Annotated in this window: 26 protein-coding genes; 12 read left to right on the top strand and 14 right to left on the bottom strand. The window is 62.2% G+C overall.

Annotated features, from left to right (window positions below):
* Positions 1–2: 2 nt before the first annotated feature.
* Positions 3–905 carry a LysR family transcriptional regulator gene (locus H0Z09_RS10180; RefSeq protein WP_076955118.1) on the bottom strand — a complete coding sequence of 301 codons (903 nt, stop codon included), beginning with the start codon at positions 903–905 and terminating at the stop codon, positions 3–5.
* Positions 906–1,036: 131 nt separating this feature from the next.
* On the opposite strand from H0Z09_RS10180, the gene H0Z09_RS10175 reads away from it, so the two are divergent.
* From H0Z09_RS10175 to H0Z09_RS10165, 3 genes are read left to right on the top strand one after another with little or no spacing between them, the layout of a single operon-like run.
* Complete coding sequence (locus H0Z09_RS10175) at positions 1,037–1,735, top strand: CoA transferase subunit A (RefSeq protein WP_076955117.1); 699 nt, start codon at positions 1,037–1,039, stop codon at positions 1,733–1,735.
* Between the two features lie 30 nt (positions 1,736–1,765).
* Positions 1,766–2,425 (top strand): CoA transferase subunit B, encoded by a 660-nt coding sequence (locus tag H0Z09_RS10170; protein ID WP_186690171.1) that lies wholly within the window; start codon positions 1,766–1,768, stop codon positions 2,423–2,425.
* Positions 2,426–2,436: 11 nt separating this feature from the next.
* Complete coding sequence (locus tag H0Z09_RS10165) at positions 2,437–3,618, top strand: acetyl-CoA C-acetyltransferase (protein WP_186690169.1); 1,182 nt, start codon at positions 2,437–2,439, stop codon at positions 3,616–3,618.
* A 182-nt stretch (positions 3,619–3,800) separates the two neighbouring features.
* Here the strand turns inward: H0Z09_RS10165 and H0Z09_RS10160 are convergent, their stop codons facing one another.
* The 5 genes from H0Z09_RS10160 to H0Z09_RS10140 form a co-directional block, all read right to left on the bottom strand.
* Positions 3,801–4,217: a PaaI family thioesterase gene (locus tag H0Z09_RS10160; RefSeq protein ID WP_186690167.1), complete on the bottom strand. Its 417-nt coding sequence runs from the start codon at positions 4,215–4,217 to the stop codon at positions 3,801–3,803.
* 123 nt (positions 4,218–4,340) lie between these two features.
* Positions 4,341–5,426 (bottom strand): DUF1615 domain-containing protein, encoded by a 1,086-nt coding sequence (locus tag H0Z09_RS10155; RefSeq protein ID WP_186690165.1) that lies wholly within the window; start codon positions 5,424–5,426, stop codon positions 4,341–4,343.
* 162 nt (positions 5,427–5,588) lie between these two features.
* Entirely contained in the window at positions 5,589–6,563 is a 975-nt protein-coding gene (hemB, locus tag H0Z09_RS10150; protein ID WP_076955112.1) for a porphobilinogen synthase, read from the bottom strand.
* Positions 6,564–6,677: 114 nt separating this feature from the next.
* Positions 6,678–7,520, bottom strand: coding sequence for a PhzF family phenazine biosynthesis protein (locus H0Z09_RS10145; protein ID WP_186690164.1), 843 nt, complete (start codon positions 7,518–7,520; stop codon positions 6,678–6,680).
* Positions 7,521–7,523: 3 nt separating this feature from the next.
* Positions 7,524–8,222 carry a glutathione S-transferase N-terminal domain-containing protein gene (locus tag H0Z09_RS10140; protein WP_186690162.1) on the bottom strand — a complete coding sequence of 233 codons (699 nt, stop codon included), beginning with the start codon at positions 8,220–8,222 and terminating at the stop codon, positions 7,524–7,526.
* A 249-nt stretch (positions 8,223–8,471) separates the two neighbouring features.
* Between H0Z09_RS10140 and H0Z09_RS10135 the strand changes: the two genes are divergently transcribed.
* Positions 8,472–9,173, top strand: coding sequence for a histidine phosphatase family protein (locus H0Z09_RS10135; protein ID WP_076955109.1), 702 nt, complete (start codon positions 8,472–8,474; stop codon positions 9,171–9,173).
* Between the two features lie 44 nt (positions 9,174–9,217).
* A complete protein-coding gene (locus H0Z09_RS10130; protein ID WP_186690160.1) occupies positions 9,218–10,273 on the top strand; it encodes a permease in 1,056 nt (351 codons plus the stop codon).
* A gap of 122 nt (positions 10,274–10,395) precedes the next feature.
* Here the strand turns inward: H0Z09_RS10130 and mnmH are convergent, their stop codons facing one another.
* The 4 genes from mnmH to H0Z09_RS10110 all read right to left on the bottom strand — a co-directional run bounded on the left by mnmH (position 10,396) and on the right by H0Z09_RS10110 (position 13,650).
* Complete coding sequence (gene mnmH / locus H0Z09_RS10125; protein ID WP_186690158.1) at positions 10,396–11,493, bottom strand: tRNA 2-selenouridine(34) synthase MnmH; 1,098 nt, start codon at positions 11,491–11,493, stop codon at positions 10,396–10,398.
* Positions 11,493–12,527, bottom strand: coding sequence for a selenide, water dikinase SelD (selD, locus tag H0Z09_RS10120; RefSeq protein WP_186690156.1), 1,035 nt, complete (start codon positions 12,525–12,527; stop codon positions 11,493–11,495). Before selD ends, mnmH begins: the two co-directional genes overlap by 1 nt.
* A 94-nt stretch (positions 12,528–12,621) precedes the next feature.
* Positions 12,622–13,371, bottom strand: coding sequence for a TerC family protein (locus H0Z09_RS10115; RefSeq protein ID WP_064055477.1), 750 nt, complete (start codon positions 13,369–13,371; stop codon positions 12,622–12,624).
* Between the two features lie 27 nt (positions 13,372–13,398).
* On the bottom strand, positions 13,399–13,650 hold the full coding sequence (locus H0Z09_RS10110; RefSeq protein WP_186690154.1) for a hypothetical protein: 252 nt from the start codon (positions 13,648–13,650) through the stop codon (positions 13,399–13,401).
* A gap of 135 nt (positions 13,651–13,785) precedes the next feature.
* Here H0Z09_RS10110 and nhaR point away from each other — a divergent pair, with 135 nt between their 5' ends.
* Both nhaR and sstT read left to right on the top strand, forming a co-directional pair.
* Complete coding sequence (gene nhaR, locus H0Z09_RS10105) at positions 13,786–14,688, top strand: transcriptional activator NhaR (protein ID WP_186690152.1); 903 nt, start codon at positions 13,786–13,788, stop codon at positions 14,686–14,688.
* Positions 14,689–14,845: 157 nt separating this feature from the next.
* Complete coding sequence (sstT, locus tag H0Z09_RS10100; protein ID WP_186690150.1) at positions 14,846–16,066, top strand: serine/threonine transporter SstT; 1,221 nt, start codon at positions 14,846–14,848, stop codon at positions 16,064–16,066.
* A gap of 62 nt (positions 16,067–16,128) precedes the next feature.
* Here sstT and H0Z09_RS10095 read toward each other — a convergent pair whose 3' ends face one another.
* Positions 16,129–16,638 carry a DUF1993 domain-containing protein gene (locus H0Z09_RS10095; RefSeq protein WP_186690148.1) on the bottom strand — a complete coding sequence of 170 codons (510 nt, stop codon included), beginning with the start codon at positions 16,636–16,638 and terminating at the stop codon, positions 16,129–16,131.
* Between the two features lie 116 nt (positions 16,639–16,754).
* Here H0Z09_RS10095 and H0Z09_RS10090 point away from each other — a divergent pair, with 116 nt between their 5' ends.
* Positions 16,755–17,402, top strand: coding sequence for a DUF480 domain-containing protein (locus H0Z09_RS10090; RefSeq protein WP_186690146.1), 648 nt, complete (start codon positions 16,755–16,757; stop codon positions 17,400–17,402).
* 99 nt (positions 17,403–17,501) lie between these two features.
* Here the strand turns inward: H0Z09_RS10090 and H0Z09_RS10085 are convergent, their stop codons facing one another.
* The gene (locus tag H0Z09_RS10085; RefSeq protein ID WP_186690144.1) at positions 17,502–18,308 is read right to left on the bottom strand and encodes a sulfite exporter TauE/SafE family protein; all 807 of its coding nucleotides are present in this window, start codon (positions 18,306–18,308) and stop codon (positions 17,502–17,504) included.
* Complete coding sequence (locus H0Z09_RS10080) at positions 18,309–19,553, bottom strand: FAD/NAD(P)-binding oxidoreductase (protein WP_186690142.1); 1,245 nt, start codon at positions 19,551–19,553, stop codon at positions 18,309–18,311.
* A gap of 168 nt (positions 19,554–19,721) precedes the next feature.
* On the opposite strand from H0Z09_RS10080, the gene H0Z09_RS10075 reads away from it, so the two are divergent.
* On the top strand, positions 19,722–20,585 hold the full coding sequence (locus H0Z09_RS10075; protein WP_186690140.1) for an MBL fold metallo-hydrolase: 864 nt from the start codon (positions 19,722–19,724) through the stop codon (positions 20,583–20,585).
* Between the two features lie 342 nt (positions 20,586–20,927).
* Here H0Z09_RS10075 and bkdR read toward each other — a convergent pair whose 3' ends face one another.
* Positions 20,928–21,416 carry a Bkd operon transcriptional regulator BkdR gene (bkdR, locus tag H0Z09_RS10070; RefSeq protein WP_076955126.1) on the bottom strand — a complete coding sequence of 163 codons (489 nt, stop codon included), beginning with the start codon at positions 21,414–21,416 and terminating at the stop codon, positions 20,928–20,930.
* Between the two features lie 195 nt (positions 21,417–21,611).
* Here bkdR and H0Z09_RS10065 point away from each other — a divergent pair, with 195 nt between their 5' ends.
* Genes H0Z09_RS10065 through H0Z09_RS10055 form a run of 3 tightly spaced genes read left to right on the top strand, consistent with a single transcriptional unit; the run spans position 21,612 to position 25,161 of the window.
* On the top strand, positions 21,612–22,847 hold the full coding sequence (locus H0Z09_RS10065) for a 3-methyl-2-oxobutanoate dehydrogenase (2-methylpropanoyl-transferring) subunit alpha (RefSeq protein ID WP_186690138.1): 1,236 nt from the start codon (positions 21,612–21,614) through the stop codon (positions 22,845–22,847).
* A 1-nt stretch (position 22,848) separates the two neighbouring features.
* The gene (locus H0Z09_RS10060; RefSeq protein ID WP_135292363.1) at positions 22,849–23,907 is read left to right on the top strand and encodes an alpha-ketoacid dehydrogenase subunit beta; all 1,059 of its coding nucleotides are present in this window, start codon (positions 22,849–22,851) and stop codon (positions 23,905–23,907) included.
* Positions 23,908–25,161, top strand: a complete 1,254-nt coding sequence (locus tag H0Z09_RS10055) for a dihydrolipoamide acetyltransferase family protein (RefSeq protein WP_186690136.1) — start codon at positions 23,908–23,910, stop codon at positions 25,159–25,161.
* Position 25,162 lies beyond the last annotated feature (1 nt).

Genomic DNA, 25,162 nt, shown 5'->3' with positions numbered 1-25,162 from the left:
GCTTAAAAAGTTGGAAACCGGCCCTGTGCCGCTTCATCCTGGAAGATATCAAACAACGCCTGCGCTGCCGCCGACAATTCGTGCCCCGGCTTGGTCAGCACACCAATCGGCCGCTGGATCACCGGACCGTTCAAGGTGATGCAATGAGCACCCGCCTCTTCCATCTGTCGCGCGCACAACGCAGGTACGGCGCTGACACCAAGGCCGCAGGCAACCATCTTGCCTACCGTTGCCAGTTGATGGCTTTCCAGGGCCACCGGCAGCTTCATCTGCAAGGCACCCAAGTGTTCCTCCAGCATGACCCGCACCGTGGACGGCCGCTGCAAGGTGATGAATGGTTGTTCCAGCAAGGTTTTCCAATCGACCTCGGCACAGTGCGCCAGGGGCGAGTCCCCCGGCACGACCGCAATAAAGCGGTCCAGGTACAGCGGCGTAAACGCCAGCGATGAACCTTCAGAGGGCTCGAACGCCACGCCCAGTTCCACCTGCCGATCGCGCACCATCTCCAGCACTTGCTCGTTGATCAAGTCGTGCACGGTGACATTCACCTGCGGGTAACGCGCACGGAATATCTTCAGGATCGGCGGCAGCAAGTTGCCCGCAAACGACGGCATCGCCGCGACGGTGACGCGCCCGCGTTGCAGGGTGAAGCGCTGGCGCAACTCGTCTTCGGCGTTGTCCCAGTCGGCAATCAGGCGGCGTGCCAGGGGCAGCAGGGATTCTCCTTCAGGGGTCAGCGCTACGTTTCGCGTGTTACGGCTGAACAGGCGCCCGCCCAGCCCTTCTTCCAGGCCCTTGATCGTCAGGCTCAGCGCAGATTGGGAAAGGTGCAGGCGCTCGCATGCGGCGGCAAAACTCAGGCTCTGGGCCACGGCGAGAAAAGCGCGCATTTGTTTCACAGTCATGGCGGTGCTCCGGCGACGGGCTAACTATGCTGTTTTTTAAATCAATCAACCTTAAAAAACAACTTAACAAATCAATCCGTCGGAGCAACACTCGGTTCATTGCTGGCCGACAAACAATAAAAGAGGTGCATATGGCAGGTTTCGATAAACGCGTGGCGTCCTATGAAGAAGCCCTGGCAGGCCTGGAAGATGGCATGACCGTGCTCGCGGGCGGTTTTGGTCTGTGCGGCATTCCAGAAAACCTGATCAACGAGATCAAGCGCAAAGGCACCCGCGACCTGACAGTGGTTTCCAACAACTGCGGCGTTGATGGTTTCGGCCTGGGCGTGCTGCTGGAAGAAAAGCAGATCCGCAAGGTCATCGCTTCCTACGTGGGTGAGAATGCCCTGTTCGAGAAGCAATTGCTCAGCGGCGAGATCGAAGTGGTGCTGACGCCCCAAGGCACCCTGGCCGAAAAAATGCGCGCAGGCGGCGCCGGCATCCCGGCGTTCTTTACCGCCACCGGCGTCGGCACTCCGGTTGCCGAAGGCAAGGAAACCCGCGAATTCAACGGTCGCCCCTATTTGATGGAAGAGTCCATCACCGGCGACTTCGCCATCGTCAAAGGCTGGAAAGCCGATCACTTCGGCAACGTCATCTACCGTCACACCGCCCAGAACTTCAACCCGCTGGCCGCCACTGCCGGCAAGATCACCGTGGTCGAAGTCGAGGAAATCGTCGAACCGGGCGAGCTCGACCCGGCGCAGATCCACACCCCTGGCATCTACGTCGACCGGATCATCTGCGGCACCTTCGAGAAGCGCATCGAACAGCGCACCGTCCGCAAATAATCCAGCGCACATAATAAGAGGAACAGCACAATGGCTCTTACCCGCGAACAAATGGCACAGCGCGTCGCCCGCGAAATGCAGGACGGTTTCTACGTCAATCTCGGCATCGGCATTCCGACCCTGGTGGCCAACTACATTCCCGACGGCATGGAAGTCATGCTGCAATCGGAAAACGGCCTGCTCGGCATGGGACCTTTTCCGACCGAAGACACCATCGATGCCGACATGATCAACGCCGGCAAGCAAACCGTCACCGCACGGATCGGCGCCTCGATCTTCTCTTCCGCCGAGTCCTTCGCGATGATTCGCGGCGGCCACGTCGACCTTACCGTGCTGGGCGCGTTTGAAGTGGACGTGCACGGCAACATCGCCTCGTGGATGATCCCCGGCAAGCTGGTGAAGGGCATGGGCGGCGCCATGGACCTGGTGGCTGGTGCGGAAAACATCATCGTGATCATGACCCATGCGTCCAAGGACGGTCAGTCCAAGCTGCTCAGCCACTGCAGCCTGCCGTTGACCGGTGCGAACTGCATCAAGCGTGTGCTGACGGACTTGGCGTACCTGGAAATCGAAAATGGCGCTTTTGTCCTCAAGGAGCGCGCACCTGGCGTCAGCGTTGAAGAGATTGTGAGCAAGACCGCCGGTAAACTGATCGTCCCGGACCACGTTCCAGAAATGCATTTCGAGTGAGGACAGAATTCATGCAAGACGTCGTGATTGTCGCTGCCACCCGCACCGCCGTGGGCAGCTTCCAGGGTTCGCTGGCGAATATTCCGGCGCCGGAACTGGGCGCCGCGGTGATCCGTCGCCTCTTGGAACAGACCGGCCTGGACCCGGCCCAGGTCGATGAAGTGATCCTCGGCCAGGTCCTTACCGCCGGCAGCGGCCAGAACCCGGCGCGCCAGGCCTCCATCCTGGCCGGCCTGCCCCACGCCGTGCCCAGCCTGACCTTGAACAAGGTCTGCGGCTCGGGCCTCAAGGCGCTGCACCTGGGCGCCCAGGCCATTCGTTGCGGCGATGCCGAGGTAGTCATCGCCGGCGGCATGGAAAACATGAGCCTGGCCCCCTACGTATTACCCGCCGCGCGCACCGGTTTGCGCATGGGCCACGCCAAGATGGTCGACAGCATGATCACCGACGGCCTGTGGGACGCGTTCAACGATTACCACATGGGGATCACCGCCGAGAACCTGGTGGACAAGTACGGCATCAGCCGTGAAGCGCAGGACGCATTCGCCGCGGCCTCCCAGCAGAAAGCGATCACCGCTATCGAGGCGGGCCGTTTCGTTGACGAGATTACGCCGATCCTGATTCCCCAGCGCAAAGGCGACCCGGTGGCCTTCGTCGTGGATGAGCAGCCACGCGCCGGCACCACCGCCGAATCCCTGGCCAAGCTCAAACCGGCGTTCAAGAAAGACGGCAGCGTGACCGCGGGCAACGCCTCAAGCCTCAACGACGGCGCTGCGGCGGTGCTATTGATGAGCGCCGACAAAGCCAAGGCCCTGGGCCTGCCTGTTCTGGCACGCATCGCCAGCTACGCCAATGCCGGCGTCGACCCAGCCATCATGGGCATCGGCCCGGTCTCGGCCACCCGCCGCTGCCTGGACAAAGCCGGTTGGAGCCTGGGTGACCTGGACCTGATCGAAGCCAACGAAGCCTTCGCCGCGCAATCCCTGGCGGTGGGCAAAGAGCTGGAATGGGACGCCGAGAAGGTCAACGTCAACGGCGGCGCCATCGCCATCGGCCACCCCATCGGCGCTTCAGGCTGCCGCGTGCTGGTGACCCTGCTGCATGAAATGATCAGGCGCGACGCCAAGAAAGGCCTGGCCACACTGTGCATCGGCGGTGGCCAAGGCGTAGCCCTCGCCCTCGAACGCAGTTGATTCAAAGAGCAACAGGGAGGAGGCTCGTTCCACGAAAAACGGGCCTTTTCTTTTCGCGGTATTCCTGGAAAAACGCAGATCACATGTGGGAGCGGGCTTGCTCGCGAATGCGGTGTATCAGTCAGAGCATCTGTTACTGACAGACCGCATTCGCGAGCAAGCCCCACATATGATCTCTATCGCTAGCTACTGCGCGGCACGGCAAACACCGCACTCGCCCGCACCACTACCTTATCCCCCACTTGCACACTCACCGTGGCAAACGCCATCTGCCGCCCGCGCTTGTGATGTTCCAGCCGCACTACAATCCATTCCCCGACCTGCACTGCCCCCAGGTAATCCAAGGTCATGCTTGCGGTAATCAACGGTAACGGCGGCTCACTGGAAAACGCCATCGCGTAGCCCATGCCGACATCCGCCAGGGTCGCCAATACGCCGCCGTGCACCGTACCGCGGCCGTTGGCATGGCGATTGTCGGCGCGCAGGCCAATTTCCAGATGCAGGCCTTCGCCCCGGCAATACGCCGGGCCCAGCAGATCAAGCAGGGGACTGCTGCGGGGCAATGAGACAAAACCTTCGGGAACGGCGTGGGCGATCATGGCGAGTTCTTCCTTGGAATCGGAATCGAGGTGTACTCCAGCCCCCAGGCTGCAGCCATCACCATCAACCACGCAAATCCCTCGCAATGCCCTGCAGTAATCCTCTAGAACCGCTTTACCCACTCAGCGCTTCATACAGCGCTGATACCGTTCATCCACGCGCTTGGCAAACCACGCCGTGGTGAGGTTGCGGGTGATCTTGGGGCTCTTGAGCACGATGCCCGGCAGGATCGCCCGCGGCATCGGCTTGCCGGCAGCTTTGTCGGCGAGTGCAAATACACGCTTGTAGAGGGTGGTCTCTTCAAAATCCGGTTGCTCGCCCTGTTCCAATTGGCTGCGGATACTCGGGTTGCGCATATCCAGCTTGGGGCCGAGGGAACGCACCGCCAGTTCAGTGGTGCCGGGCAGCAATGAACCGTAGCGGATCAAATCCCCATCCAGCGCCAGCTCGGTGCCCGATGCGCGGCTGACGGCGGCCTGGAACGCGGCATTGCGGCTGGCGTACCACCCGGCATTGAAGTCGGCGAAGCGATACAGCGGTTGGTCGTAGTTCACCGGGTAGCCGAGCAAATGCGCGATACCGAAGTACATGCCGCCACGGCGGGTGAACACTTCGCGGCGAATAGTGCCGTCTACCGTGTAGGGATAACCCCGTGCCTGTTTCTGCGCAAAGTCGATGCTGACCTGCATCGGGCCGGCGGTATGCACCGGGTTGAAACCGCCAAACAGGGTGTTGCCCAACGGCACCATGCTGATGAAGTCATCGAAGATGCCGCTCAGGTCCCTTTCCGTGCGTGCTGCACTCAAGCGGTCGGCGTACGTCTTGCCGGTGGGCGAGCGCAACTGAAGTGCGCTACGCACAACAAACGCCGGCACGTGGATTTTGCCGGCACGGCGCAGGATCTCGTCCTGGGCAATCTTGCCCATGTTCGGCACGGGCGGGTCCACCTGGAAAGTGGACTCCTGCTCGGTCACCGCCAGCACGGCGCAGATATTCTCGGTGCTGGGGTAGATTTTCTGAGTGTCGAAGGCGGTGTAGATGTCCTGGGCCCAACCATTGCGGTCCGGCACCTTGGCGGGCAGCAGGCGCACGATCTGGGCCTTCACCTCGGCCTCGCTGCGCTCCGGCTGCTGCGGATTGCGCGTTGTGGAGCAACCGGCCAGGACCAATAACGAGAAAAGTAAAAGGGATAGATGGGACGAAGACATGCAAAGCTTCCTGGGCAGCGGAGCTGGAATACTACCTCACAAACGATGCAGGTAAATGTGGGAGCTGGCTTGCCTGCGATACAGGCACCTCGGTCTTTTCAGTGATACCGAGGTGATGCTATCGCAGGCAAGCCTGCTCCCACAGTTGATTTGCGGTGCGCGTCAGATCCCGGCCAGCGCCAAGTCCATCGCAAAGTAGGTGAAGATCAGGTCCGCACCCGCACGCTTGATCGAGCCCAACGTTTCGCGCACCACACGGTCTTCATCAATCGCCCCGGCCTGGGCGCCGAACTTGATCATCGCGTACTCACCGCTGACCTGATACGCCGCCACCGGCAGGCGCGAGGCTTCGCGAATATCGCGGATGATGTCGAGGTAGGCCCCCGCCGGCTTGACCATCAGCGCGTCCGCGCCTTCCTGTTCGTCCAGCAGCGATTCGCGCACGGCTTCGCGGCGGTTCATCGGGTTCATCTGGTAGCTTTTGCGGTCGCCCTTGAGCGCGCTGCCGCCGGCTTCGCGGAACGGGCCGTAGAGCGCCGAGGCGAATTTGGTGGAGTACGCCATGATCGGGATATGGGTGAACCCCGCCTCATCCAGGGCGCGGCGGATCGCCTGGACCTGGCCGTCCATCGCCGCCGAAGGGGCGATCACGTCGGCACCGGCGCGGGCGGCGGCCACGGCTTGCCTGCCGAGGTTGACCAAGGTCGCATCGTTATCGACATGGGCACCGTGCATCACACCGCAGTGGCCATGATCGGTGTATTCACAGAAGCAGGTATCGGACATCACGATCATTTCCGGCACGGCGTCCTTGATGGTCGAGGACATGCGCGAGACCAGGCCGCGCTCTTTCCAGGTGTCGCTGCCGCTGGCGTCCAGGTGGTGGGACACACCAAAGGTCATCACCGACTTGATGCCGGCACGCGCATAACGCTCGATCTCGGCGGCCAGCTTCTTTTCCGGGATGCGCTGCACGCCTGGCATGCTGGTGATCGGCACGAAGTCGTCGATTTCTTCTTCGACAAAAATCGGCAACACCAGGTCGTTAAGGGTGAACTCGCTTTCCTGGAACAGGCCACGCAGCTCCGGGGAGCGGCGCAGGCGGCGTGGACGGGCTTGGGGGAACTGGCTGGTCATGGCTTTCCTGGATAAAGGTCAAAACTTTGGGACGAAGCTTATGCCCCCAGGCACCGGCAACACAAACCCGGAGGGCCCAACAGTGTATTGCGCGGCCCGTAACAATTCATTGATCTAGAGCCGTAGACGCCCCTCGATGCACACCGCCACCGCGCCGCCCACCCAGATGTCTTCGCCCTGGCGTTCGACCCGGATGCGCCCTGCCCGGCCCAGAGCCGTGCCCTGGCTGACCACATAGCACTCCGGCGCCAGGCCTTCGGCCAGCAGCCATTGCGCCACACCAGCGTTCAGGCTACCGGTGGCCGGGTCCTCCTGGGCGCCGTCGCCGGCGATGAAGGCACGAACTTCAAATTGCGCATCCACGTGGTCCCGAGCGGGGTCGCATGGCGCGATCACACCTACCGCCAATCCCGCCAGTTGCGAGTAATCGGGTTGTAAAGACAGGACCTGGCGACGATCGGCCAACATCACGGCCAGCCAGCCCGCGCCATTATCGACCCATTGGCTGCGCAGAATCTCTTCGGGAGCCAGGCCCAAGGCCAGGCGCACGCGTTCCAGCACAGGCGCTTCGACCGGGCCTGAGCGCAACAACGGCGGCGCGATAAACGCCAGCTCATCGCCCTGGCGCCGGATACGCACCAAGCCAATCTCGCACTCCTGGATGATTTCCTCGCCTTTGGCGATGCCGCCTGCCTGCAGCCAGGCGTGGCAACTGCCCAGCGTCGGATGCCCGGCAAACGGCAGTTCCGTCTGGGTGGTGAAAATGCGCACCCTGTAGTCAGCCCTGGGATCACGCGGTGTCAGCAAAAACGTGGTTTCACTGAGGTTGGTCCAGTTGGCGAAGTCCGCCATCTGCTGGTCGGTCAGGCTGTCGGCGCCGAACACCACCGCCAACGGATTGCCCTTGAGCGGTACGCTGCTGAATACGTCCAGCTGTTTGAAATCGAAAGTCGGCATGCTTCAGCTCGGAATCGTCAGGCCACGGATCACCGTCGGCCGTGCGGCGAAACCGTCCAGCGCACGCAGTACATTGGGGAAATCGGCGATGCCTACCAGGTCACCGGATTCGTAGAAACCGATCAGGTTGCGGATCCAAGGAAAGGTGGCGATGTCGGCGATGCTGTAATCGTCGCCCATGATCCAGGTGCGGCCCAGCAGGCGCTTTTCCAGCACGCCCAGCAGACGTCGGGATTCGGCGGCGTAGCGGTCACGGGGGCGTTTGTCTTCGTAGGCCTTGCCGGCAAATTTGTTGAAAAAACCCAGCTGGCCGAACATCGGCCCGATACCGCCCATCTGGAACATCAGCCATTGAAGCGTCTCATAGCGGCTCGCCGGGTCTTCGGACAGCAACTGGCTGGTTTTCTCCGCCAGGTAGATTAGGATCGCGCCGGACTCGAACAGCGCCAGCGGCTGGCCGCCGGGGCCATTGGGGTCGATGATCGCCGGGATCTTGTTGTTGGGGTTCAGCGACAGGAATTCGGTGGACAACTGGTCCTGGGTCTCGAAGCTGACCTTGTGTGCCTCGTAGGGCAGGCCCAGTTCTTCGAGCATGATCGATACTTTTACCCCGTTGGGGGTCGGCAGCGAGTACAGTTGCAACCGCTCGGGATACCGGGCGGGCCATTTGCTGTGGATCGGGAACGCGGCAAGTGGGTTCATCGCAGGGACCTCGGTGGAAAGTCCCCATGATAGTCATCTGCCGCGCGTCCTGCTTGGGTCATCAATACGCAACAAGTGCCGGCTAAAGTCCTGCGTGGGCGAACCAATAGGCCCTCGCGCACTCTTAAGTGCGCTCAATGGTGAATGGAGACGACGCGCTACATCGACAGGGAACACCGCAGGACGCCGGATGCGTCACTGGGGCCGGGCTTGTCCGCCTTAATCCGATGCACTGAAGACGCGATAACAATGACCCTCAAACCCCTGAGCCTTGCGCTGCGCCTGAAACGATATTCATACATCATGTTGCCGCTGCTACTGGCAGGCGGCGCTATCGGCCTGACCCTGGAGTCGCGCACCAGCCGCGCCGAACAAGTCGACGGCGTGCAAACCCTGATATTCCTGCGCCACGGTGAGAAACCCGCCGGCGGCCTGGGGCAGCTCAACTGCCAGGGCCTCAACCGCGCGATGAACCTGGCCACCCTGCTGCCGGAAAAATTCGGCAATGCCGATTTCGTATTTGCCGCCAACCCGACGCGTAATGTGGAAGAAGGCGAGCTGGACAATTCCTACAGCTACATTCGCCCACTGATGACCATCAGCCCCAGCGCCATCAAACTCGGCCTGCCGGTGAACATCAAGTTTTCCGCCAACGACACCAGCGCCCTCGCCGACGAGTTGGTGGAAGACAAGTACCACAACGCCACGATCTACACCGCCTGGTCCCACGGCTACCTGCCGGAATTGATCAACAAGGTGGCCAGCGAAGCGTCAGGCGAAAAGCACACCATCACCGACGATTGGTCCGGCAGCGACTACGACACCTTGTACGTGCTGACATTGACTTGGCACAACGGCAAGGCCTCACTGCTCAGCCGCAACTACAAGCAAGGCTTGAACGACGGCGACGAAAGCTGCCCGGAACCAACACAGGTGAGTGCCGATAGCTGACAGCGTATGATGCGCCGCTATCGACTCATCTGCGGATCATCACCATGCCCGACCTCATGTCCTCCCAGCCCAACCGGGGCTGGTCCTTCTGGTGGAAACCGGCACTGTTCCTGCTGGTCGCCTGCGTCGGCCTCTACTATGTGAAGTGGTCGCCCTACTACCTCAAGGCCTTTGTCGCCGCCGACAACCACAGCATCGGCGCCTCGATCCTCAATGATCAACAAAGCTCGCCCCTGACGGCGGCGCTGGCCTATGCGCAGGTGTATTTCCTGGCGATCTGGAAAGCCGCGGTGTTGGCGGTGATCCTCGGTTCGCTGCTGCAGGTGCTGATCCCCCGTGACTGGTTGCTGCGTCTGTTCGGGCGTGCCGGGCTGGGCTCGACCCTGCGCGGCGGGCTGTTCGCCTTGCCGGGAATGATGTGCAGTTGCTGCGCGGCCCCGGTGGCGGCGGGTATGCGGCGCCAGCAGGTGTCGGTGGGCGCGGCGCTGGCTTTCTGGATCGCCAACCCGGTATTGAACCCGGCCACCCTGGTGTTCATGGGCTTTGTGCTGGGCTGGGGCTTTACCGCGTTGCGGTTGGTGGCGGGTATCGTGCTGGTGGTGGGCGTGTCGCTGGTGGCACAACGCATCGCGCGCCCCGAGCAAGTGCCGGAAGCCGCACTGGAGGCCGTCACCGAGGCCAGCATCGTCGAGTCGCAACCGTTCCTGAGCCGCTGGCTGCGCACCCTGTGGCAACTGTTCTGGAGCACGATCCCGATTTACATCCTGGCGGTGCTGATCCTGGGCGCGGCGCGGGTCTGGCTGTTCCCCCATGTGGATGGCGCCATGGCCAACAGCCTGGTCTGGCTGGTGCCGCTGGCCATTGTCGGCACGCTGTTCGTGATTCCTACGGCGGCGGAGATCCCCATCGTACAAACCATGATGACCTTGGGCATGGGCGCCGGCCCGGCCGTGGCCCTGCTGATGACACTGCCGAGCGTGAGCCTGCCGTCGCTGTTGATGCTGCGCAAGGACTTTGATGCGCGGGTGCTGGTGACGGTGGCGGGGTTGACGATGTTGGTGGGGGTGGTGTGCGGGTTGATCGGGGCGGTGGTCCTTTAGCTGTTTTTTGGGGCAGATGGCGCCTTCGCGAGCAAGCCCGCTCCCACACTCGACCGCGTTTATCCTGTAGGAACACGGTCAAATTGTGGGAGCGGGCTTGCTCGCGAAGAGGCCCTTGAATATCACCCCTTATTCCTATCGCGCAAATACTCCACCACCGCACCCTGCTCCCCTGCAAACTCGATGCGCGCGCCTTTGCTTTCGCGCTGGAACGCATACATCGGGTCGTAATACTCGCGCAATAACCCTTCGATCCATACCCGGTGCAAATCCACCGCACCGCTGCGCGCCTGTTCGGCCAGGGCGTTCTGCATGACCGCCTGCAACCGCTGGAAACGCTCACCGCCCAGGCGCTTGTGGATGTTGGCCAGGCTCTGCGTGAGCCGTTCGGCAAACACGGCCTGGCCCTGCTCGCCAAACACCTGGACGAACTCCGCACACAGGTCCACAACGTAATCGCGCAGGATCCGCTCGACCCGCCCTTCGACGCTGTCTTCCAACCACACCATGGGGAACGACTGCATGCCCTTGTGCAGCGGCAATGGCAGCGCACAGCTGCCGATCATGCGGCTTTCGTCCTCGACCACGAACTGCTCGATACCCGCCGCGCGTTTTTTCAGCAGGTCCACCGACAGGCGGTTTTCGAAGTCGATGTTGGACGGCTGCGCCGTGGCACGCTTGCCGAAGCTGGAACCACGATGGTTGGCGTGGCCTTCCAGATCCAGCGCGTTGCGCAACTGGCCGAGCACTTCGGTCTTGCCGGTGCCGGTCATGCCGCCCAGCAGCACGAAATCACACTCGGTGGCGGCGCGCTCGACGGTGTCCAGCAAAAAGCCGCGCATGGCCTTGTAGCCGCCGCCGACACGCGGGTACTCAATGCCCGCCTCGGTCTTGAGCCATTGCTGCACGATCTGCGAACGCAAACCGCCGCGAAAGCAATACAGGTAGCCCTCGGGATGGGCCTGGGCGAACTGCGCCCACTGTTCGATGCGCTCGGCCTTGACCGCCCCGGACACCAGCTCATGGCCCAGCACGATTGCCGCCTGCTGCCCTTGCTGCTTGTAGCAGGTGCCGACGCGCTGGCGCTCGTCATCGGTCATCAGGGGCAGGTTGACCACGCCTGGGAAGGCGCCTTTGACGAATTCGACCGGCGCGCGGGTATCCATCATCGGCCGGTCATTGAGGAAGATGTCGCGATAGTCGGTGATGTCAGTTGCCATCAAAACACCTCTACCGCGTGGGTCTGTCGCTCAACCAGTTCGCCGATAGGCTCAAGCGTCAGCCCCAGTTCGGCGGCCACGGCGTGGAACTCGGCGTCGCCTTCGGGGGTGACCGCGATCAACAGCCCGCCGCTGGTCTGCGGGTCGCACAGCACGCGCTTGTGCAACTCCTGCAGGCGCCCGACCTTGCTCGCGTAACTGTCGAAGTTGCGCAGGGTCCCGCCCGGCATGCAGCCTTGGTCCAGGTAGTCCTCGATCCCCGGCAGACGTGGGACTTTTGCGTATTCGATACGTGCCGTCACACCGCTGCCGTCAGCCATTTCCACCAGATGGCCCAGCAGGCCGAAGCCGGTCACGTCGGTCATTGCCGTGACACCCGCCAGTTTGCCGAAACGGCTGCCCGGCTTGTTCAGGGTACACATCCAGTCGCGGGCCAGGCCGATGTCGGCCTCACGCAACTTGCCCTTCTTCTCGGCGGTGGTGAGGATGCCGATGCCGATCGGCTTGGTCAGGTACAGCCGGCAACCAGCGGTGGCCGTGTCGTTGCGCTTCATGTGACGCTTTTGCACGATGCCGGTCACGGCCAGCCCGAAGATCGGTTCCGGCGCGTCGATGGAATGGCCGCCCGCCAGGGGAATGCCGGCTTCGTCGCACACCGAACGTCCGCCACGGATCACTTCCCGGGCAATTTCCGGCGCCAGCACATTCACCGGCCAGCCGAGAATGGCGATGGCCATCAACGGGTCGCCGCCCATGGCGTAGATGTCGCTGATGGCGTTCGTGGCGGCAATGCGCCCGAAGTCGAAAGGGTCATCGACAATCGGCATGAAAAAGTCAGTGGTGGAGACTACGCCGCGCTCGTCGTCAATGGCGTAGACCGCCGCATCGTCGCGCGAGGCGTTGCCCACCCACAGGTTGGGGTCGAGGTTCTGCGCACCGCTGCCGGCGAGGATCACCTCCAATACCTGGGGCGAAATCTTGCAGCCACATCCCGCGCCGTGGCTGTATTGGGTAAGACGAATCGGCTCGTTCATGTAGGACCTCACGCTATCAAGTGCGCGAATTCTACCAGACAGCAAAAGGCCGGCTGTGCTCTTGTGAGCGCAGCCGGCCTTTTGCTGTCAGCGGTTACTGCCGAGCGGCAAGCAAACGCTTGTGGCGGTTGCGCCGGGCGATGTTCAGGCACTCGATCGCCGCCGAGAACGCCATGGCCGCATACACGTAGCCTTTAGGCACATGGGCGCCGAAGCCTTCGGCGATCAGCGTCATGCCGATCATGATCAGGAAGCCCAGGGCCAGCATCACCACGGTCGGGTTGTCGTTGATAAACTTGGCCAACGGCTCGGCCGCCACCAGCATCACGATCACCGAGGTCACCACAGCAATGATCATGATCGGCAAGTGCTCGGTCATGCCCACGGCGGTAATGATGCTGTCGATGGAGAACACGAGGTCGAGCAACAGGATCTGCCCGATGGCCGCCGCAAAGCCGATGGCAACCGTATTGCCGACGCTGGCTTTCTCTTCAGGCTCCGGGTCCATGCTGTGATGGATCTCGGTGGTCGCCTTCCACACCAGGAACAGGCCACCGGCGATCAGGATCATGTCCTTCCACGAGAAACCCTGGCCGAACACTTCGAACACCGGCGTGGTCAGTTGCACGATAAACGCGATGGTGCTCAACAGGCCCAGGCGCAGAATCAACGCCATGCTGATACCGATGCGTCGCGCCTTGGCCCGGTGCTTCTCGGGCAGCTTGTTGGTAAGGATCGAGATAAAGATCAGGTTATCGATGCCCAGCACGATTTCCATGACGATCAAGGTCGCCAGGGCAACCCAGGCGGTGGGGCTGGCGGCCAGTTGTAAAAGGTAGTCCATAGGTCAGTCCTGACGTTGTGCGGGAAATTAGGCTTCTTTACTGTTTGATTCTGAGGCTTCGTCTTCCTGATCATCCTTTTTTTGCGGGTTGATCAGGCCGTTTGTCGCTTCGCTCAATGCCTGTTCGGCGGCCTTCTGGGTGTCATCGATCGCTTGCTTGGCCGATTCGGTCGCCTTGCCCAGCACTTGCTGTGCGCTTTTTTCGACCTGATCGCAACCGCTGATCACCACCAATGAAAGCGCAAGCAGCGATGCCGCGCCCAGGGAATTGAGTTTCATGATGTATTTCCTCGTTAGAACCATTGGGTCCAAATAGTGGCCCCGCGATAGCGAGGCATTCTAGGCAGGCTGACAGTTCAGGAAAATTCGTATTTTTCTAGCGTATACTTCGATTTTTACGAAGTAATGACCGTTATGCTCAATTACCGACAACTGCACTACTTCTGGGTGGTAGCCAAGACCGGCAGCATCGTGCGCGCGTGCGAGCAGCTCAACCTCACGCCCCAGACCATCAGCGGGCAGATCAGCCTGCTGGAGCAGACCTTTGGTATCGCGCTGTTTCAACGCGTCGGTCGCCAGCTGGAACTGACCGAAGCCGGGCGCCAGGCCCTGCCCTATGCCGAGCAGATGTTCCAGACCGGCAATGAATTGGAAGCCATGCTGCGGGCGCAACCCGATGAGCAACAGATTCTGTTCCGCGTTGGGGTGGCAGATGTGGTGCCCAAGTCCATCGTCTACCGGCTGATCGCGCCGACCATGGAGCTGAGCGAGCCAATCCGCATCACTTGCCGCGAGGACAAACTGGAACGCCTGCTGGCCGACCTGGCGATCCAACGCCTGGACCTGGTGATCTCCGACAGCCCCATGCCGACGCACCTGGATATCAAGGGCTACAGCCAGAAGCTGGGCGAATGCGGCATCAGTTTTTTCGCCACCCAGGCCTTGGCCGACACCTACGGCGGTGAATTCCCCCAGTGCCTGCACGGCGCGCCCTTGTTGATTCCCGGCGCGGAAACCGTGGTGCGCAGCCGCCTGCAGCGCTGGTTTGCCGAGCAGCAGATTCAACCGAAGATCATCGGCGAATTCGATGACAGCGCCTTGATGCAGGCATTCGGCCAATCGGGCAGCGGGATCTTTATCGCCCCCAGCGTGATCGCCGATGAGGTGGTGCGCCAGTACGGCGTGGCGCTGATCGGCCAGACCGTTGCCGTGACCGAGTCGTTCTACGCGATCTCGGTAGAGCGCAAGGTCAAGCACCCCGGCATCGTCGCGATTACCGAAGGCGCGCGCCGTGAGTTGTTCACTACCTTGCCCTGAGGCCAGCAGGCACTTGGCGAAGCCTTACGGGCGCTGGCGACGGAATGCCGCACGAAATAGGAAGCGTCCTACAGCATGCTAGACTTCGCGTCTGCTTCCTACAGCGCTTTCTGCCTGCAATGCTGCGTCCTACTAAAAAAATCAGAGACAACTGTTTATGACTGCTGCCCCCTCCCTGTTCCAGCGCCTGACACGCGTCAGCCTGGTCACGCAAATCGTCATCGGCTTGATCGCCGGCATCCTCTTGGCTTTGCTGCTGCCCGAGGCGGCCAAGGCCACCGGGTTTATCGGCAAGTTATTTGTCGCGGCGCTCAAGGCGGTGGCACCGATCCTGGTGTTTGTGCTGGTGATGGCATCGATCGCCAACCACAGGCATGGCCAGGAAACCCATATCAAGCCGATCCTGTTCCTGTACCTGCTGGGCACCTTTGCCGCTGCCGTCGTGGCAGTGGTGGCCAGCATGTGGTTTCCCTCCTCGCTGGTACTGGCGACCCATGACACGGCGGTCAGTGCGCCGGGCGGCATCGGTGAAGTGCTACAAAGTCTGCTGCTGAGCGTGGTGGACAACCCGATCAGCGCGCTGATGAACGCCAATTTCATCGGCATCCTGGCCTGGGCCATCGGCATGGGGGTTGCCATTCGCCATGCGGGCGAAACCACCCGCACCGTGCTCGACGACCTGTCCAACGGCGTCACGCTGATCGTGCGTGTGGTGATCCGCTTCGCACCGCTGGGCATTTTCGGCCTGGTCGCGTCGACCCTGGCCACCTCCGGCTTCGGCGCCCTGCTCGGCTATGCTCACCTGCTGGTGGTGCTGATCGGCTGCATGCTGTTCGTGGCGCTGGTGGTCAACCCGGCCATCGTGTTCTGGAAGCTGCGCCGCAACCCCTATCCGCTGGTGCTGCTGTGCCTGCGAGAAAGCGGGATCACCGCATTCTTTACCCGCAGCTCGGCGGCGAACATTCCGGTCAACCTGGCGTTGAGCAAACGCCTGGGCCTGCATGAAGACACCTACTCGGTGTCGATCCCGCTGGGTGCCACCATCAACATGGCCGGCGCCGCCATCACCATCACCGTACTGACCCTGGCTGCCGTGCACACCCTGGGCATCGCCGTCGACCTGCCGACCGCCGTGCTGCTCAGCGTGGTCGCGGCCGTCTGCGCCTGCGGTGCGTCGGGCGTCGCGGGGGGTTCGCTGCTGCTGATTCCATTGGCGTGCAGCCTGTTTGGCATTCCGAGTGAAATCGCCATGCAGGTGGTGGCCGTAGGCTTCATCATCGGCGTGTTGCAGGATTCGGCGGAAACCGCGCTCAATTCGTCCACGGATGTGCTGTTCACCGCGGCCGCTTGCCTGGGCAAGGAAGAACAGCCGGCTTAAACGTCGCGCATAAAAAAACCGGGGCGGTTCTTGAACGAACCGCCCCGGTTTTTTATGGGGGGTTAGAACGCGCCCATGTAATCGCGCTTGCCCACTTCCACACCGTTGTGACGCAGCAAGGCGTAAGCGGTGGTGACGTGGAAGAAGAACTGCGGCAGGCCGTAGGTCAGCAGGTAGGACTGGCCGCTGAAGCGCTTCTCTTTTGGCGTGCCTGGGCGAGTGATGATCTCGATGCCTTCCTTGCCGTCGATCTGCTCAGGCGCGATGGTGTCGACGAACGCCAGGACCTTGGCGATCAGCGCTTGCAGGTCGGCAAAGGTGACTTCGGTGTCTTCATATTTCGGCACTTCGATCTCGGCCAGGCGCGCGGACACGCCCTTGGCGAAGTCGACGGCGATCTGCACCTGGCGCACCAGTTGGAACATGTCGGGGAACAGGCGCGCCTGCAGCAAGGCGTTCGGCTCGATGTTCTTGGCGGTGGCGTGGGCTTCGGCCTTGGTCAACACACCGCTCAGGGCGGTGAGCATTTGCTTGAAGACCGGGATGGAGGCGGCGTACAGGGAAATAGTCATGGCAGTCTCATGGTTTATGGCACGGTTTGAACCAGCGACGATTATAGGCATGCCGGGCGCTTGTCTTTTATTTTTTCCGGCTTAGGCTAAGCAGCTCACTGCATAGGGAAAGCGCGATGACCGCCGAGCACGACACCGACACCCCTGAGCCGCGCCTGAACAGCACGGAAATTCGCGTCCTGGGCTGCCTGATCGAAAAACAGGCGACCAATCCGGAAACCTACCCCTTGACCCTCAATGCCCTGGTGCTGGCCTGCAACCAGAAGACCAGTCGCGAGCCGGTGATGAACCTGAGCCAGGGCCAGGTGGGCCAGAGCCTGCGCGCGCTGGAGGGCCAAGGCTTTACCCGCCTGGTGATGGGCAGCCGTGCCGACCGCTGGGAGCATCGCGTGGACAAGGCACTGGAGTTGGTGCCGGCCCAGGTGATCCTCACCGGGCTGCTGTTTTTGCGCGGCCCACAGACCGTCAATGAACTGTTGACACGCAGCGGGCGCATGCACGACTTCGAGGATGCCGAACAGGTGGTGCATCAACTGGAGCGCCTGATTGCGCGGGGGCTGGCGTTGCTGGTGCCACGTCAGGCGGGGCAGCGCGAAGATCGTTATACCCATGCGCTGGGGGATCCGGCCGATATCGAAGCGATCCTGTCGGCGCGGGGCAGCCCCGTCGAGCGCGGGGCCGGGGTTTCGGCAGACCGCATCGAAGAACTGGAAGCGCGGATTGCAGCGCTTGAAGAACGGCTGGCCCAGCTGGAGCAGGCCTGACGGCCTCTGTGGGAGCGGGCTTGCTCGCGAAAGCGGTGTTTCAGTGACAATTAAGCTGACTGATCCACCGCTTTCGCGAGCAAGCCCGCTCCCACAGGTTCAGCGCAAGGCGTTAAATAACATTCCTATCGCTACTACCACACACAAACTGGCAAACCCCACCTGCAAGGCGCGCGCGGGGATAACCGAACACAGGCGTCGCCCGGCCAGCATGCCGACGACGCTTGCGCCGATAAACACCCAGCCCAGCGGCTCGATGCGCACGCCGGCATGGAACGCGCCGGCCACGCCGATGAGCGAAAGCAGGCTGATCACCATCAGGGACGTGGCGACAATGCCGCGCATCTGCACATCGGTGAGTTGCTTGAACGCCGGCACAATCAGGAAACCACCGCCCACGCCGAGCAAACCCGACACCGCACCCGTCACCGCGCCGAGGGCCGCCAGGGTCGCGCTGCATTTGGCGGTCCAGGCGAAGCGCCCGGTCTGCTGGTCGAGCATGCAGTTCTTTTGGGCCCAGGATGCGGTGCCATGGTCACTCGGCCCGGCTTCACGTTTTTCCCGCCGCAACATGCGCAACGCCACCAGCACCATCAACGCGCTGAACAGGCCCATCAGCACGGCTTCCGGCAATTGGTGGGCGAAAAACACCCCCACCGGCGAAAACAGGGCGCCGAGCAACGCGATCAACAACGCGGCGCGGTAGCGCACCAGGCCATGGCGCAAACCATCAAGCGCGCCCACCGCTGCCGCCGCGCCAACGGCGAGCAGCGACACCGGCGCGGCCTGGGTCATGCTCAGGCCCAGACCCAGCACCAGCGCCGGCACCCCAAGGATGCCGCCGCCCGCGCCGGTCAGGCCCATGACCAAGCCCATCAATAATCCCAACACACCGGCCAGCAGCATTCAGTCCACCTTGCTCAGACGGGTCAGCCACTCGCGGCCCTTGAGCATGCCGTTCCAGTAGAACCACGGCAGCAAGGTGGCCTTGAGGAACCACATCGACCGCCGTGCCTGGGTCGGGTCCAGGGGAAAGGTCGGCAGCAGCTTGCCGCCGTAGCCGAACTCGGCCAACACCACCTTGCCCTTCTCCACCGTCAACGGGCAGGAGCCGTAGCCGTCGTACTTGAGCGGCAGCGGCGCCTGCTTGCGCAGCGCCAGCAGGTTTTCGGCAACCACCACGATCTGCTTGCGCACGGCGGCGGCGGTCTTGGCATTGGTGGTGCCGCATACGTCCCCCAGGCCGAAGACGTGCGGGTAGCGCAAATGTTGCAGGCTGTGGGGGTTTACTTCGCACCAGCCGGCCGCGTCGCCCAAGGGGCTTTGGCGGATGAAATCCGGGGATACCTGCGGTGGGACCACGTGCAGCAGGTCGAAGGACTTTTCTTCGACGCGGACATTGCCCTCGGCGTCCTTCACCTCGAACCAGGCCTTGCGGGCCGGGCCGTCGACTTTCACCAGATTGGCATTGAACGCCAGGCGCGCGTTGTATTTCTCCACGTATTTCATCAACGGCGGCACGAAGGTCGCCACGCCGAACAGCGCGGCGCCGGCCAGGTTGAATTCAACGTCGATATTTTTAAGAACACCCTGCCTGAGCCAGTGATCGCAGGACAGGTACAGGGCTTTTTGCGGCGCGCCGGCGCATTTGATCGGCATGGCCGGCTGCGTGAAGATCGCCTTGCCGGCCTTGAGCTGCTGCACCAACTGCCAGGTGTAGGCGGCGTGCTGGTAGCTGTAGTTGGAGGTGACACCATTTTGGCCAAGGGTGTCTTGCAGCCCTTCAACCTTTTCCCAGGCCAGGCGCAGGCCTGGGCAAACGATGAGGTTTTGCCAACTGACGCGCTGGCCGCTGTCGAGAACCAGGGTGTGCTCGTCCGGCAGCACCTCGGTGACGGCGGCCTGCACCCAGGTGACGCCATTGGGCAGCACGTCAGCCAGCGGACGGCGGGTCTTTTTCACGTCGTAGGCGCCGCCGCCCACCAACGTCCAGGCGGGTTGATAATAGTGGTGTTCGTTGGGTTCGATCAGGGTGATATTCAGTCCGGGGTCGCGCTTGAGCAGGCTGGCCAGCAGGCCGATGCCCGCCGAGCCGCCGCCGATGACGACGATATCGCCACTGATGGTTGGGCCCCAGTGTTGTTCGGTCATGGTCTATCGCCTTTTATCGTCAATGCACACAAGGGGCGTTGCCGTGTGGCGTCACGTCCCGTTACAGGTCGATCCTTTGCCTCGGACCGTTTTTTTCCCTTAAGCTCGCAAGCCTATGTGGAAAACATCTCGAATGTAAGCCGCAATCCACCACCAAGGACCGCCGCCATGCCCGCGTTGATTCAAGCCTTTCTGGACGAGGCATCGTCGACCTACACCTACGTGCTGCACGAGGCCGATGATGGCCCCTGTGCCATCGTCGACTCGGTGCTCAATTACGACCCGGCGTCGGGCCGCACCGACACGCGCCAGGCCGACAAGGTGATCGCCTATGTGCGCGAACATCGGCTGCAGGTGCAATGGCTGCTGGAAACCCACGCCCATGCCGATCACCTGTCCGCCGCGCCTTACCTGCGGCGCACGCTGGGCGGCAAGATCGCCATTGGCCAGTCCATCAGCAAAGTGCAGGACGTGTTCAAGAACCTGTTCAACCTGGAGCCGGAGTTTCGCGTGGACGGCTCGCAGTTCGATCACTTGTTTGCGCCGGATGAGGTGTTTCATATCGGCAACATCAAGGCCCAGGCGCTGCACGTGCCGGGGCATACGCCGGCGGACATGGCCTATTTGATCGACGACCGCTTGATCCTGGTGGGCGACACGCTATTCATGCCGGACGTGGGCACGGCGCGCTGTGATTTTCCGGGTGGGGATGCGCAGCAGCTGTATGCGTCGATGCGCAAGTTGCTGGCTTATCCTTTGGAAACTGAGCTGTATGTATGCCATGACTACCCGCCAGAGGGGCGCGAGGCCAAGTGCCGGACCACCGTAAAGGAGCAGCGGGCGGGGAATATCCATGTGCATGACGGCATCGATGAAGCGGCGTTTGTGCAGATGCGTACGACCCGCGATGCAGGGCTGGGGATGCCGACGTTATTGTTGCCGGCGATTCAGGTGAATGTACGGGCGGGGAATATGCCGCCGGCAGAGAGCAATGGGGTGACATACTTGAAGATCCCACTCAATCAACTTTGAAATGCTTAACCCTGTGGGAGCTGGCTTGCCTGCGATAGCCATAGGTATCTACACAACTCTCAACGACTGAAAAGTATCCCTGTAGTGAGCGGGCTTGTCCCGCGCTGGGTGGCGAAGCCGCCCCAATAAAGGCATCGCCGAGCTTCAGGTAGAATCTGGTCGCCTGGTTTGGGGCGGCTTCGCAGCCCAGCGCGGGACAAGCCCGCTCACTACAAAGATGTGTAGATACCTATGCTGCGATAGCGGTGCATCAGGTCAACATGTGCCAACTGGCCCACCGTCATCGCAGGCAAGCCAGCTCCCACATTTTGAGCGGTGTTGGGTTAGTGAGGGCGGTGTAAATCAGGCGCCCAGGCTGATGCCATTGGCCGGCAGCGGCAACGCAGTCTTGTAGCGCACCTGCTTGAGCGCAAAGCTCGACCGGATATTGGCAACGCCCGGCACCTTGGTCAAAAAGTCCATCATGAAGCGCTCCAGCGCCTGGATCGTCGGTACCAGCACGCGAATCAGGTAGTCCGGGTCGCCGGCCATCAGGTAGCACTCCATCACTTCCGGGCGGTCGGAGATCGCGCTTTCGAACTGCTGCAACGCCAGTTCGTTCTGCTTTTCAAGGCTCACATGGATGAATACGTTGACGTGCAGCCCCAGCAGGTCGGCGTCCAGCAGCGTGACCTGCTCGCGAATCAGCCCCAACTCCTCCATCGCCTTGACCCGGTTGAAGCACGGCGTGGGCGACAGGTTGACCGAACGGGCCAGGTCGGCGTTGGTGATGCGGGCGTTCTCCTGCAGGGCGTTGAGAATGCCGATATCGGTACGGTCCAGTTTGCGCATGAGACAAAATCACCTGTTTATTATGTTTATGCAGTTTTTTTATCCGCAAATGGTCGCCAGCGCAACGAAACACAGATAAATATTCTTCTACGCCCCGCCTATGATTGTTGTAGGACAAGATTTCTCCTATCCGGAGCCTGACTGTCAGCTAGCGCGCCCACTACAAGAAATTCACAAGATAGAGCGTAGAAAGCCATGAACCAGCCATACGAACCGCTGCGCCTGCACGTCCCTGAACCCTCGGGCCGCCCAGGCTGCAAGACCGACTTTACCTACCTGCGCCTGACCGACGCCGGCCTGGTGCGCAAACCCGCCATTGACGTAGAACCCGCCGACACCGCCGACCTGGCCAAGGGCCTGATCCGTGTGCTCGACGATCAGGGCCAGGCGCTCGGCCCCTGGGCCGAAGGGGTGCCGGTCGAGATCCTGCGCAAAGGCATGCGTGCCATGCTCAAGACGCGGATCTTCGACAACCGCATGGTGGTCGCCCAGCGTCAAAAGAAAATGTCGTTCTACATGCAGAGCCTCGGCGAAGAAGCCATCGGCAGCGCCCAGGCGCTGGCGTTGAACATCGATGACATGTGCTTCCCCACCTACCGCCAGCAAAGCATCCTGATGGCCCGCGAAGTGCCGCTGGTGGACCTGATCTGCCAACTGCTGTCCAACGAGCGTGACCCGCTCAAGGGCCGCCAGCTGCCGATCATGTACTCGGTGAAAGACGCCGGTTTCTTCACCATTTCCGGCAACCTCGCCACCCAGTTCGTACAAGGCGTGGGCTGGGGCATGGCCTCGGCGATCAAGGGCGACACCAAGATAGCGTCCGCCTGGATCGGCGACGGCGCCACCGCCGAATCGGACTTCCACACCGCCCTCACCTTCGCCCACGTGTACCGCGCCCCGGTGATTCTCAACGTGGTCAACAACCAGTGGGCCATCTCCACCTTCCAGGCGATTGCCGGCGGTGAAGCCACGACCTTTGCCGGACGCGGCGTGGGATGCGGCATCGCCTCGCTGCGCGTGGACGGCAACGATTTCATCGCCGTCTACGCCGCCTCCGCCTGGGCCGCCGAACGTGCGCGCCGCAACCTGGGGCCAACGCTGATCGAGTGGGTCACCTACCGCGCCGGTCCGCACTCCACCTCGGACGATCCGTCCAAATACCGCCCCGCCGACGACTGGAGCCATTTCCCGCTCGGCGACCCGATTGCACGTCTCAAGCAGCACCTGATCAAGATTGGCCAGTGGTCCGACGAGGAACACGCGGCGGTCAGTGCCGAACTTGAAGCCGAAGTCATCGCAGCGCAAAAAGAAGCCGAACAGTACGGCACCCTGGCCGGCGGCCAGATCCCGAGCGCCGCAACCATGTTCGAAGACGTTTACAAAGAGATGCCGGAGCACTTGAAGCGCCAGCGTCAAGAGCTGGGGGTCTGACATGAACGATCACAACAACAGCATTGAAGTGGAAACCGCCATGACCACCACCACCATGACCATGATCCAGGCCCTGCGCTCGGCCATGGATGTGATGCTCGAACGCGACGACAACGTGGTGGTGTTCGGCCAGGACGTCGGTTACTTCGGCGGTGTGTTCCGGTGCACCGAGGGCCTGCAGACCAAATACGGCAGCTCGCGGGTGTTTGATGCACCGATTTCCGAAAGCGGCATTATCGGCGTCGCGGTGGGCATGGGCGCCTACGGCCTGCGCCCGGTGGCCGAGATCCAGTTCGCCGACTACGTCTACCCCGCCACCGACCAGATCATCTCCGAAGCGGCGCGCCTGCGCTATCGTTCGGCCGGCCAGTTCACCGCACCGCTGACCATGCGCATGCCGTGCGGAGGCGGTATCTATGGTGGCCAGACCCACAGCCAGAGCATCGAAGCGGTGTTTACCCAGGTCTGCGGCCTACGCACGGTCATGCCGTCCAACCCCTATGACGCCAAGGGTTTGTTGATCGCCTCAATCGAAAACGATGACCCGGTGATCTTCCTCGAGCCCAAACGCCTGTACAACGGCCCGTTCGACGGCCATCACGACCGCCCGGTAACCCCGTGGTCCAAACATCCGCAAGCGCAAGTACCGGACGGCTATTACACCGTGCCGCTGGACGTGGCCGCCATCGTGCGCCCCGGTTCGGCCGTCACCGTGCTGACCTACGGCACCACCGTGTATGTCTCCCAAGTGGCCGCCGAGGAAACCGGCATCGACGCCGAAGTCATCGACCTGCGCAGCCTGTGGCCGCTGGACCTGGACACCATCGTCAAGTCGGTGAAAAAAACCGGGCGCTGCGTGGTGGTGCATGAAGCCACGCGCACCTGCGGCTTTGGCGCCGAGTTGGTGTCGCTGGTGCAGGAGCATTGCTTCCATCACCTGGAAGCGCCGATCGAACGCGTCACCGGTTGGGACACTCCCTACCCGCACGCGCAGGAGTGGGCGTATTTCCCAGGGCCGTCCCGCGTGGGCGCGGCGTTGAAACGGGTCATGGAGGTCTGAATGGGCACGCACGTTATCAAGATGCCGGACATTGGCGAAGGCATCGCCGAAGTGGAACTGTCGCAGTGGCATGTAAAGGTCGGCGACCTGGTTGTCGAAGACCAGGTGCTGGCGGATGTGATGACCGACAAGGCGATGGTGGACATCCCCTCGCCGGTGCACGGCAAGGTAATTTCCCTTGGCGGCGAGCCCGGTGAAGTCATGGCCGTGGGCAGCATCCTGATCAGCATCGAAGTGGAGGGCGCGGGTAACGCCAAGGACGCGCCTGCCGTCGCGCAGCCGGTAAAAACTGCGCCCGTGGTGCAAAGCAAGCCAGCGCCGGTTGAAAGCAAACCCACGCCCGTCGCCGCAGCCCAGGCGCCCGTGGCCCGTGAAGCCGGCGAGCGCCCGTTGGCCTCGCCTGCCGTGCGCAAGCACGCCATGGACGCCGGAATTCAACTGCGCCTGGTCCAGGGCACGGGCCCGGCCGGGCGGATTCTGCATGAAGACCTGGAGGCGTTCCTGCGCCAGGGCCTGGCAAATGTGTCCGCGGCGGCCAACCCCTACGCCGAACGCAACGATGAAGAACAGATCCCGGTGATCGGCATGCGCCGCAAGATCGCCCAGCGCATGCAGGACGCCACCCGCCGCGCCGCGCACTTCAGCTATGTGGAAGAGATCGATGTCACCGCCCTCGACGATCTGCGCGTGCACCTCAACGAGAAACACGGCGCGACGCGCGGCAAGCTGACGTTGCTGCCATTCATCGTGCGCGCCATGGTGGTGGCGCTGCGTGAGTTCCCGCAGATCAATGCGCGGTACGACGACGAAGCCCAGGTTATCACCCGCCTTGGCGCGGTGCATGTGGGTGTCGCCACCCAGAGCGACGTGGGCCTGATGGTGCCGGTGGTGCGTCACGCCGAAGCCCGCAGCCTGTGGGGCAATGCCGAGGAAATCGCGCGCCTGGCCAGCGCCGCGCGCAACGGCAAGGCCAGCCGCGATGAGCTGTCGGGCTCGACCATTACCCTGACCAGCCTGGGCGCCTTGGGCGGCATCGTCAGCACGCCGGTACTGAACCTGCCGGAAGTGGCCATCGTTGGCGTCAACCGCATCGTCGAACGGCCGATGGTGGTCAAGGGCCAGATCGTGGTGCGCAAGATGATGAACCTCTCCAGCTCCTTCGATCACCGCGTGGTCGATGGCATGGACGCGGCGCAATTCATCCAGGCCATTCGCGGCCTGCTCGAACAACCCGCCAGCCTGTTCCTGGAGTAAG

Origin of the sequence: Pseudomonas sp. SWRI18 (genome assembly GCF_014268345.1) — a bacterium.
In the GTDB taxonomy this organism is placed as follows: Bacteria; Pseudomonadota; Gammaproteobacteria; order Pseudomonadales; family Pseudomonadaceae; genus Aquipseudomonas; species Aquipseudomonas cedrina.
The sequence above is the reverse complement of the archived record's forward strand: the minus strand, read 5'-3'. Positions and strand labels throughout refer to the sequence as shown.

What these genes read in the sequence shown, in the direction of transcription:
- H0Z09_RS10130 (WP_186690160.1), top strand. Translation starts at nt 9,218, where the DNA reads ATGCCCGACCTCATGTCCTCCCAGCCCAACCGGGGCTGGTCCTTCTGG.
- selD (WP_186690156.1), bottom strand. Translation starts at nt 12,527, where the DNA reads ATGAACGAGCCGATTCGTCTTACCCAATACAGCCACGGCGCGGGATGT.
- H0Z09_RS10080 (WP_186690142.1), bottom strand. Translation starts at nt 19,553, where the DNA reads ATGACCGAACAACACTGGGGCCCAACCATCAGTGGCGATATCGTCGTC.
- nhaR (WP_186690152.1), top strand. Translation starts at nt 13,786, where the DNA reads ATGCTCAATTACCGACAACTGCACTACTTCTGGGTGGTAGCCAAGACC.
- hemB (WP_076955112.1), bottom strand. Translation starts at nt 6,563, where the DNA reads ATGACCAGCCAGTTCCCCCAAGCCCGTCCACGCCGCCTGCGCCGCTCC.
- H0Z09_RS10115 (WP_064055477.1), bottom strand. Translation starts at nt 13,371, where the DNA reads ATGGACTACCTTTTACAACTGGCCGCCAGCCCCACCGCCTGGGTTGCC.
- H0Z09_RS10110 (WP_186690154.1), bottom strand. Translation starts at nt 13,650, where the DNA reads ATGAAACTCAATTCCCTGGGCGCGGCATCGCTGCTTGCGCTTTCATTG.
- bkdR (WP_076955126.1), bottom strand. Translation starts at nt 21,416, where the DNA reads ATGCGCAAACTGGACCGTACCGATATCGGCATTCTCAACGCCCTGCAG.
- H0Z09_RS10135 (WP_076955109.1), top strand. Translation starts at nt 8,472, where the DNA reads ATGACCCTCAAACCCCTGAGCCTTGCGCTGCGCCTGAAACGATATTCA.
- H0Z09_RS10140 (WP_186690162.1), bottom strand. Translation starts at nt 8,222, where the DNA reads ATGAACCCACTTGCCGCGTTCCCGATCCACAGCAAATGGCCCGCCCGG.
- H0Z09_RS10180 (WP_076955118.1), bottom strand. Translation starts at nt 905, where the DNA reads ATGACTGTGAAACAAATGCGCGCTTTTCTCGCCGTGGCCCAGAGCCTG.
- H0Z09_RS10165 (WP_186690169.1), top strand. Translation starts at nt 2,437, where the DNA reads ATGCAAGACGTCGTGATTGTCGCTGCCACCCGCACCGCCGTGGGCAGC.
- H0Z09_RS10170 (WP_186690171.1), top strand. Translation starts at nt 1,766, where the DNA reads ATGGCTCTTACCCGCGAACAAATGGCACAGCGCGTCGCCCGCGAAATG.
- H0Z09_RS10145 (WP_186690164.1), bottom strand. Translation starts at nt 7,520, where the DNA reads ATGCCGACTTTCGATTTCAAACAGCTGGACGTATTCAGCAGCGTACCG.
- H0Z09_RS10155 (WP_186690165.1), bottom strand. Translation starts at nt 5,426, where the DNA reads ATGTCTTCGTCCCATCTATCCCTTTTACTTTTCTCGTTATTGGTCCTG.
- mnmH (WP_186690158.1), bottom strand. Translation starts at nt 11,493, where the DNA reads ATGGCAACTGACATCACCGACTATCGCGACATCTTCCTCAATGACCGG.
- H0Z09_RS10060 (WP_135292363.1), top strand. Translation starts at nt 22,849, where the DNA reads ATGAACGATCACAACAACAGCATTGAAGTGGAAACCGCCATGACCACC.
- H0Z09_RS10175 (WP_076955117.1), top strand. Translation starts at nt 1,037, where the DNA reads ATGGCAGGTTTCGATAAACGCGTGGCGTCCTATGAAGAAGCCCTGGCA.
- H0Z09_RS10055 (WP_186690136.1), top strand. Translation starts at nt 23,908, where the DNA reads ATGGGCACGCACGTTATCAAGATGCCGGACATTGGCGAAGGCATCGCC.
- H0Z09_RS10085 (WP_186690144.1), bottom strand. Translation starts at nt 18,308, where the DNA reads ATGCTGCTGGCCGGTGTGTTGGGATTATTGATGGGCTTGGTCATGGGC.
- sstT (WP_186690150.1), top strand. Translation starts at nt 14,846, where the DNA reads ATGACTGCTGCCCCCTCCCTGTTCCAGCGCCTGACACGCGTCAGCCTG.
- H0Z09_RS10090 (WP_186690146.1), top strand. Translation starts at nt 16,755, where the DNA reads ATGACCGCCGAGCACGACACCGACACCCCTGAGCCGCGCCTGAACAGC.
- H0Z09_RS10095 (WP_186690148.1), bottom strand. Translation starts at nt 16,638, where the DNA reads ATGACTATTTCCCTGTACGCCGCCTCCATCCCGGTCTTCAAGCAAATG.
- H0Z09_RS10075 (WP_186690140.1), top strand. Translation starts at nt 19,722, where the DNA reads ATGCCCGCGTTGATTCAAGCCTTTCTGGACGAGGCATCGTCGACCTAC.
- H0Z09_RS10065 (WP_186690138.1), top strand. Translation starts at nt 21,612, where the DNA reads ATGAACCAGCCATACGAACCGCTGCGCCTGCACGTCCCTGAACCCTCG.
- H0Z09_RS10160 (WP_186690167.1), bottom strand. Translation starts at nt 4,217, where the DNA reads ATGATCGCCCACGCCGTTCCCGAAGGTTTTGTCTCATTGCCCCGCAGC.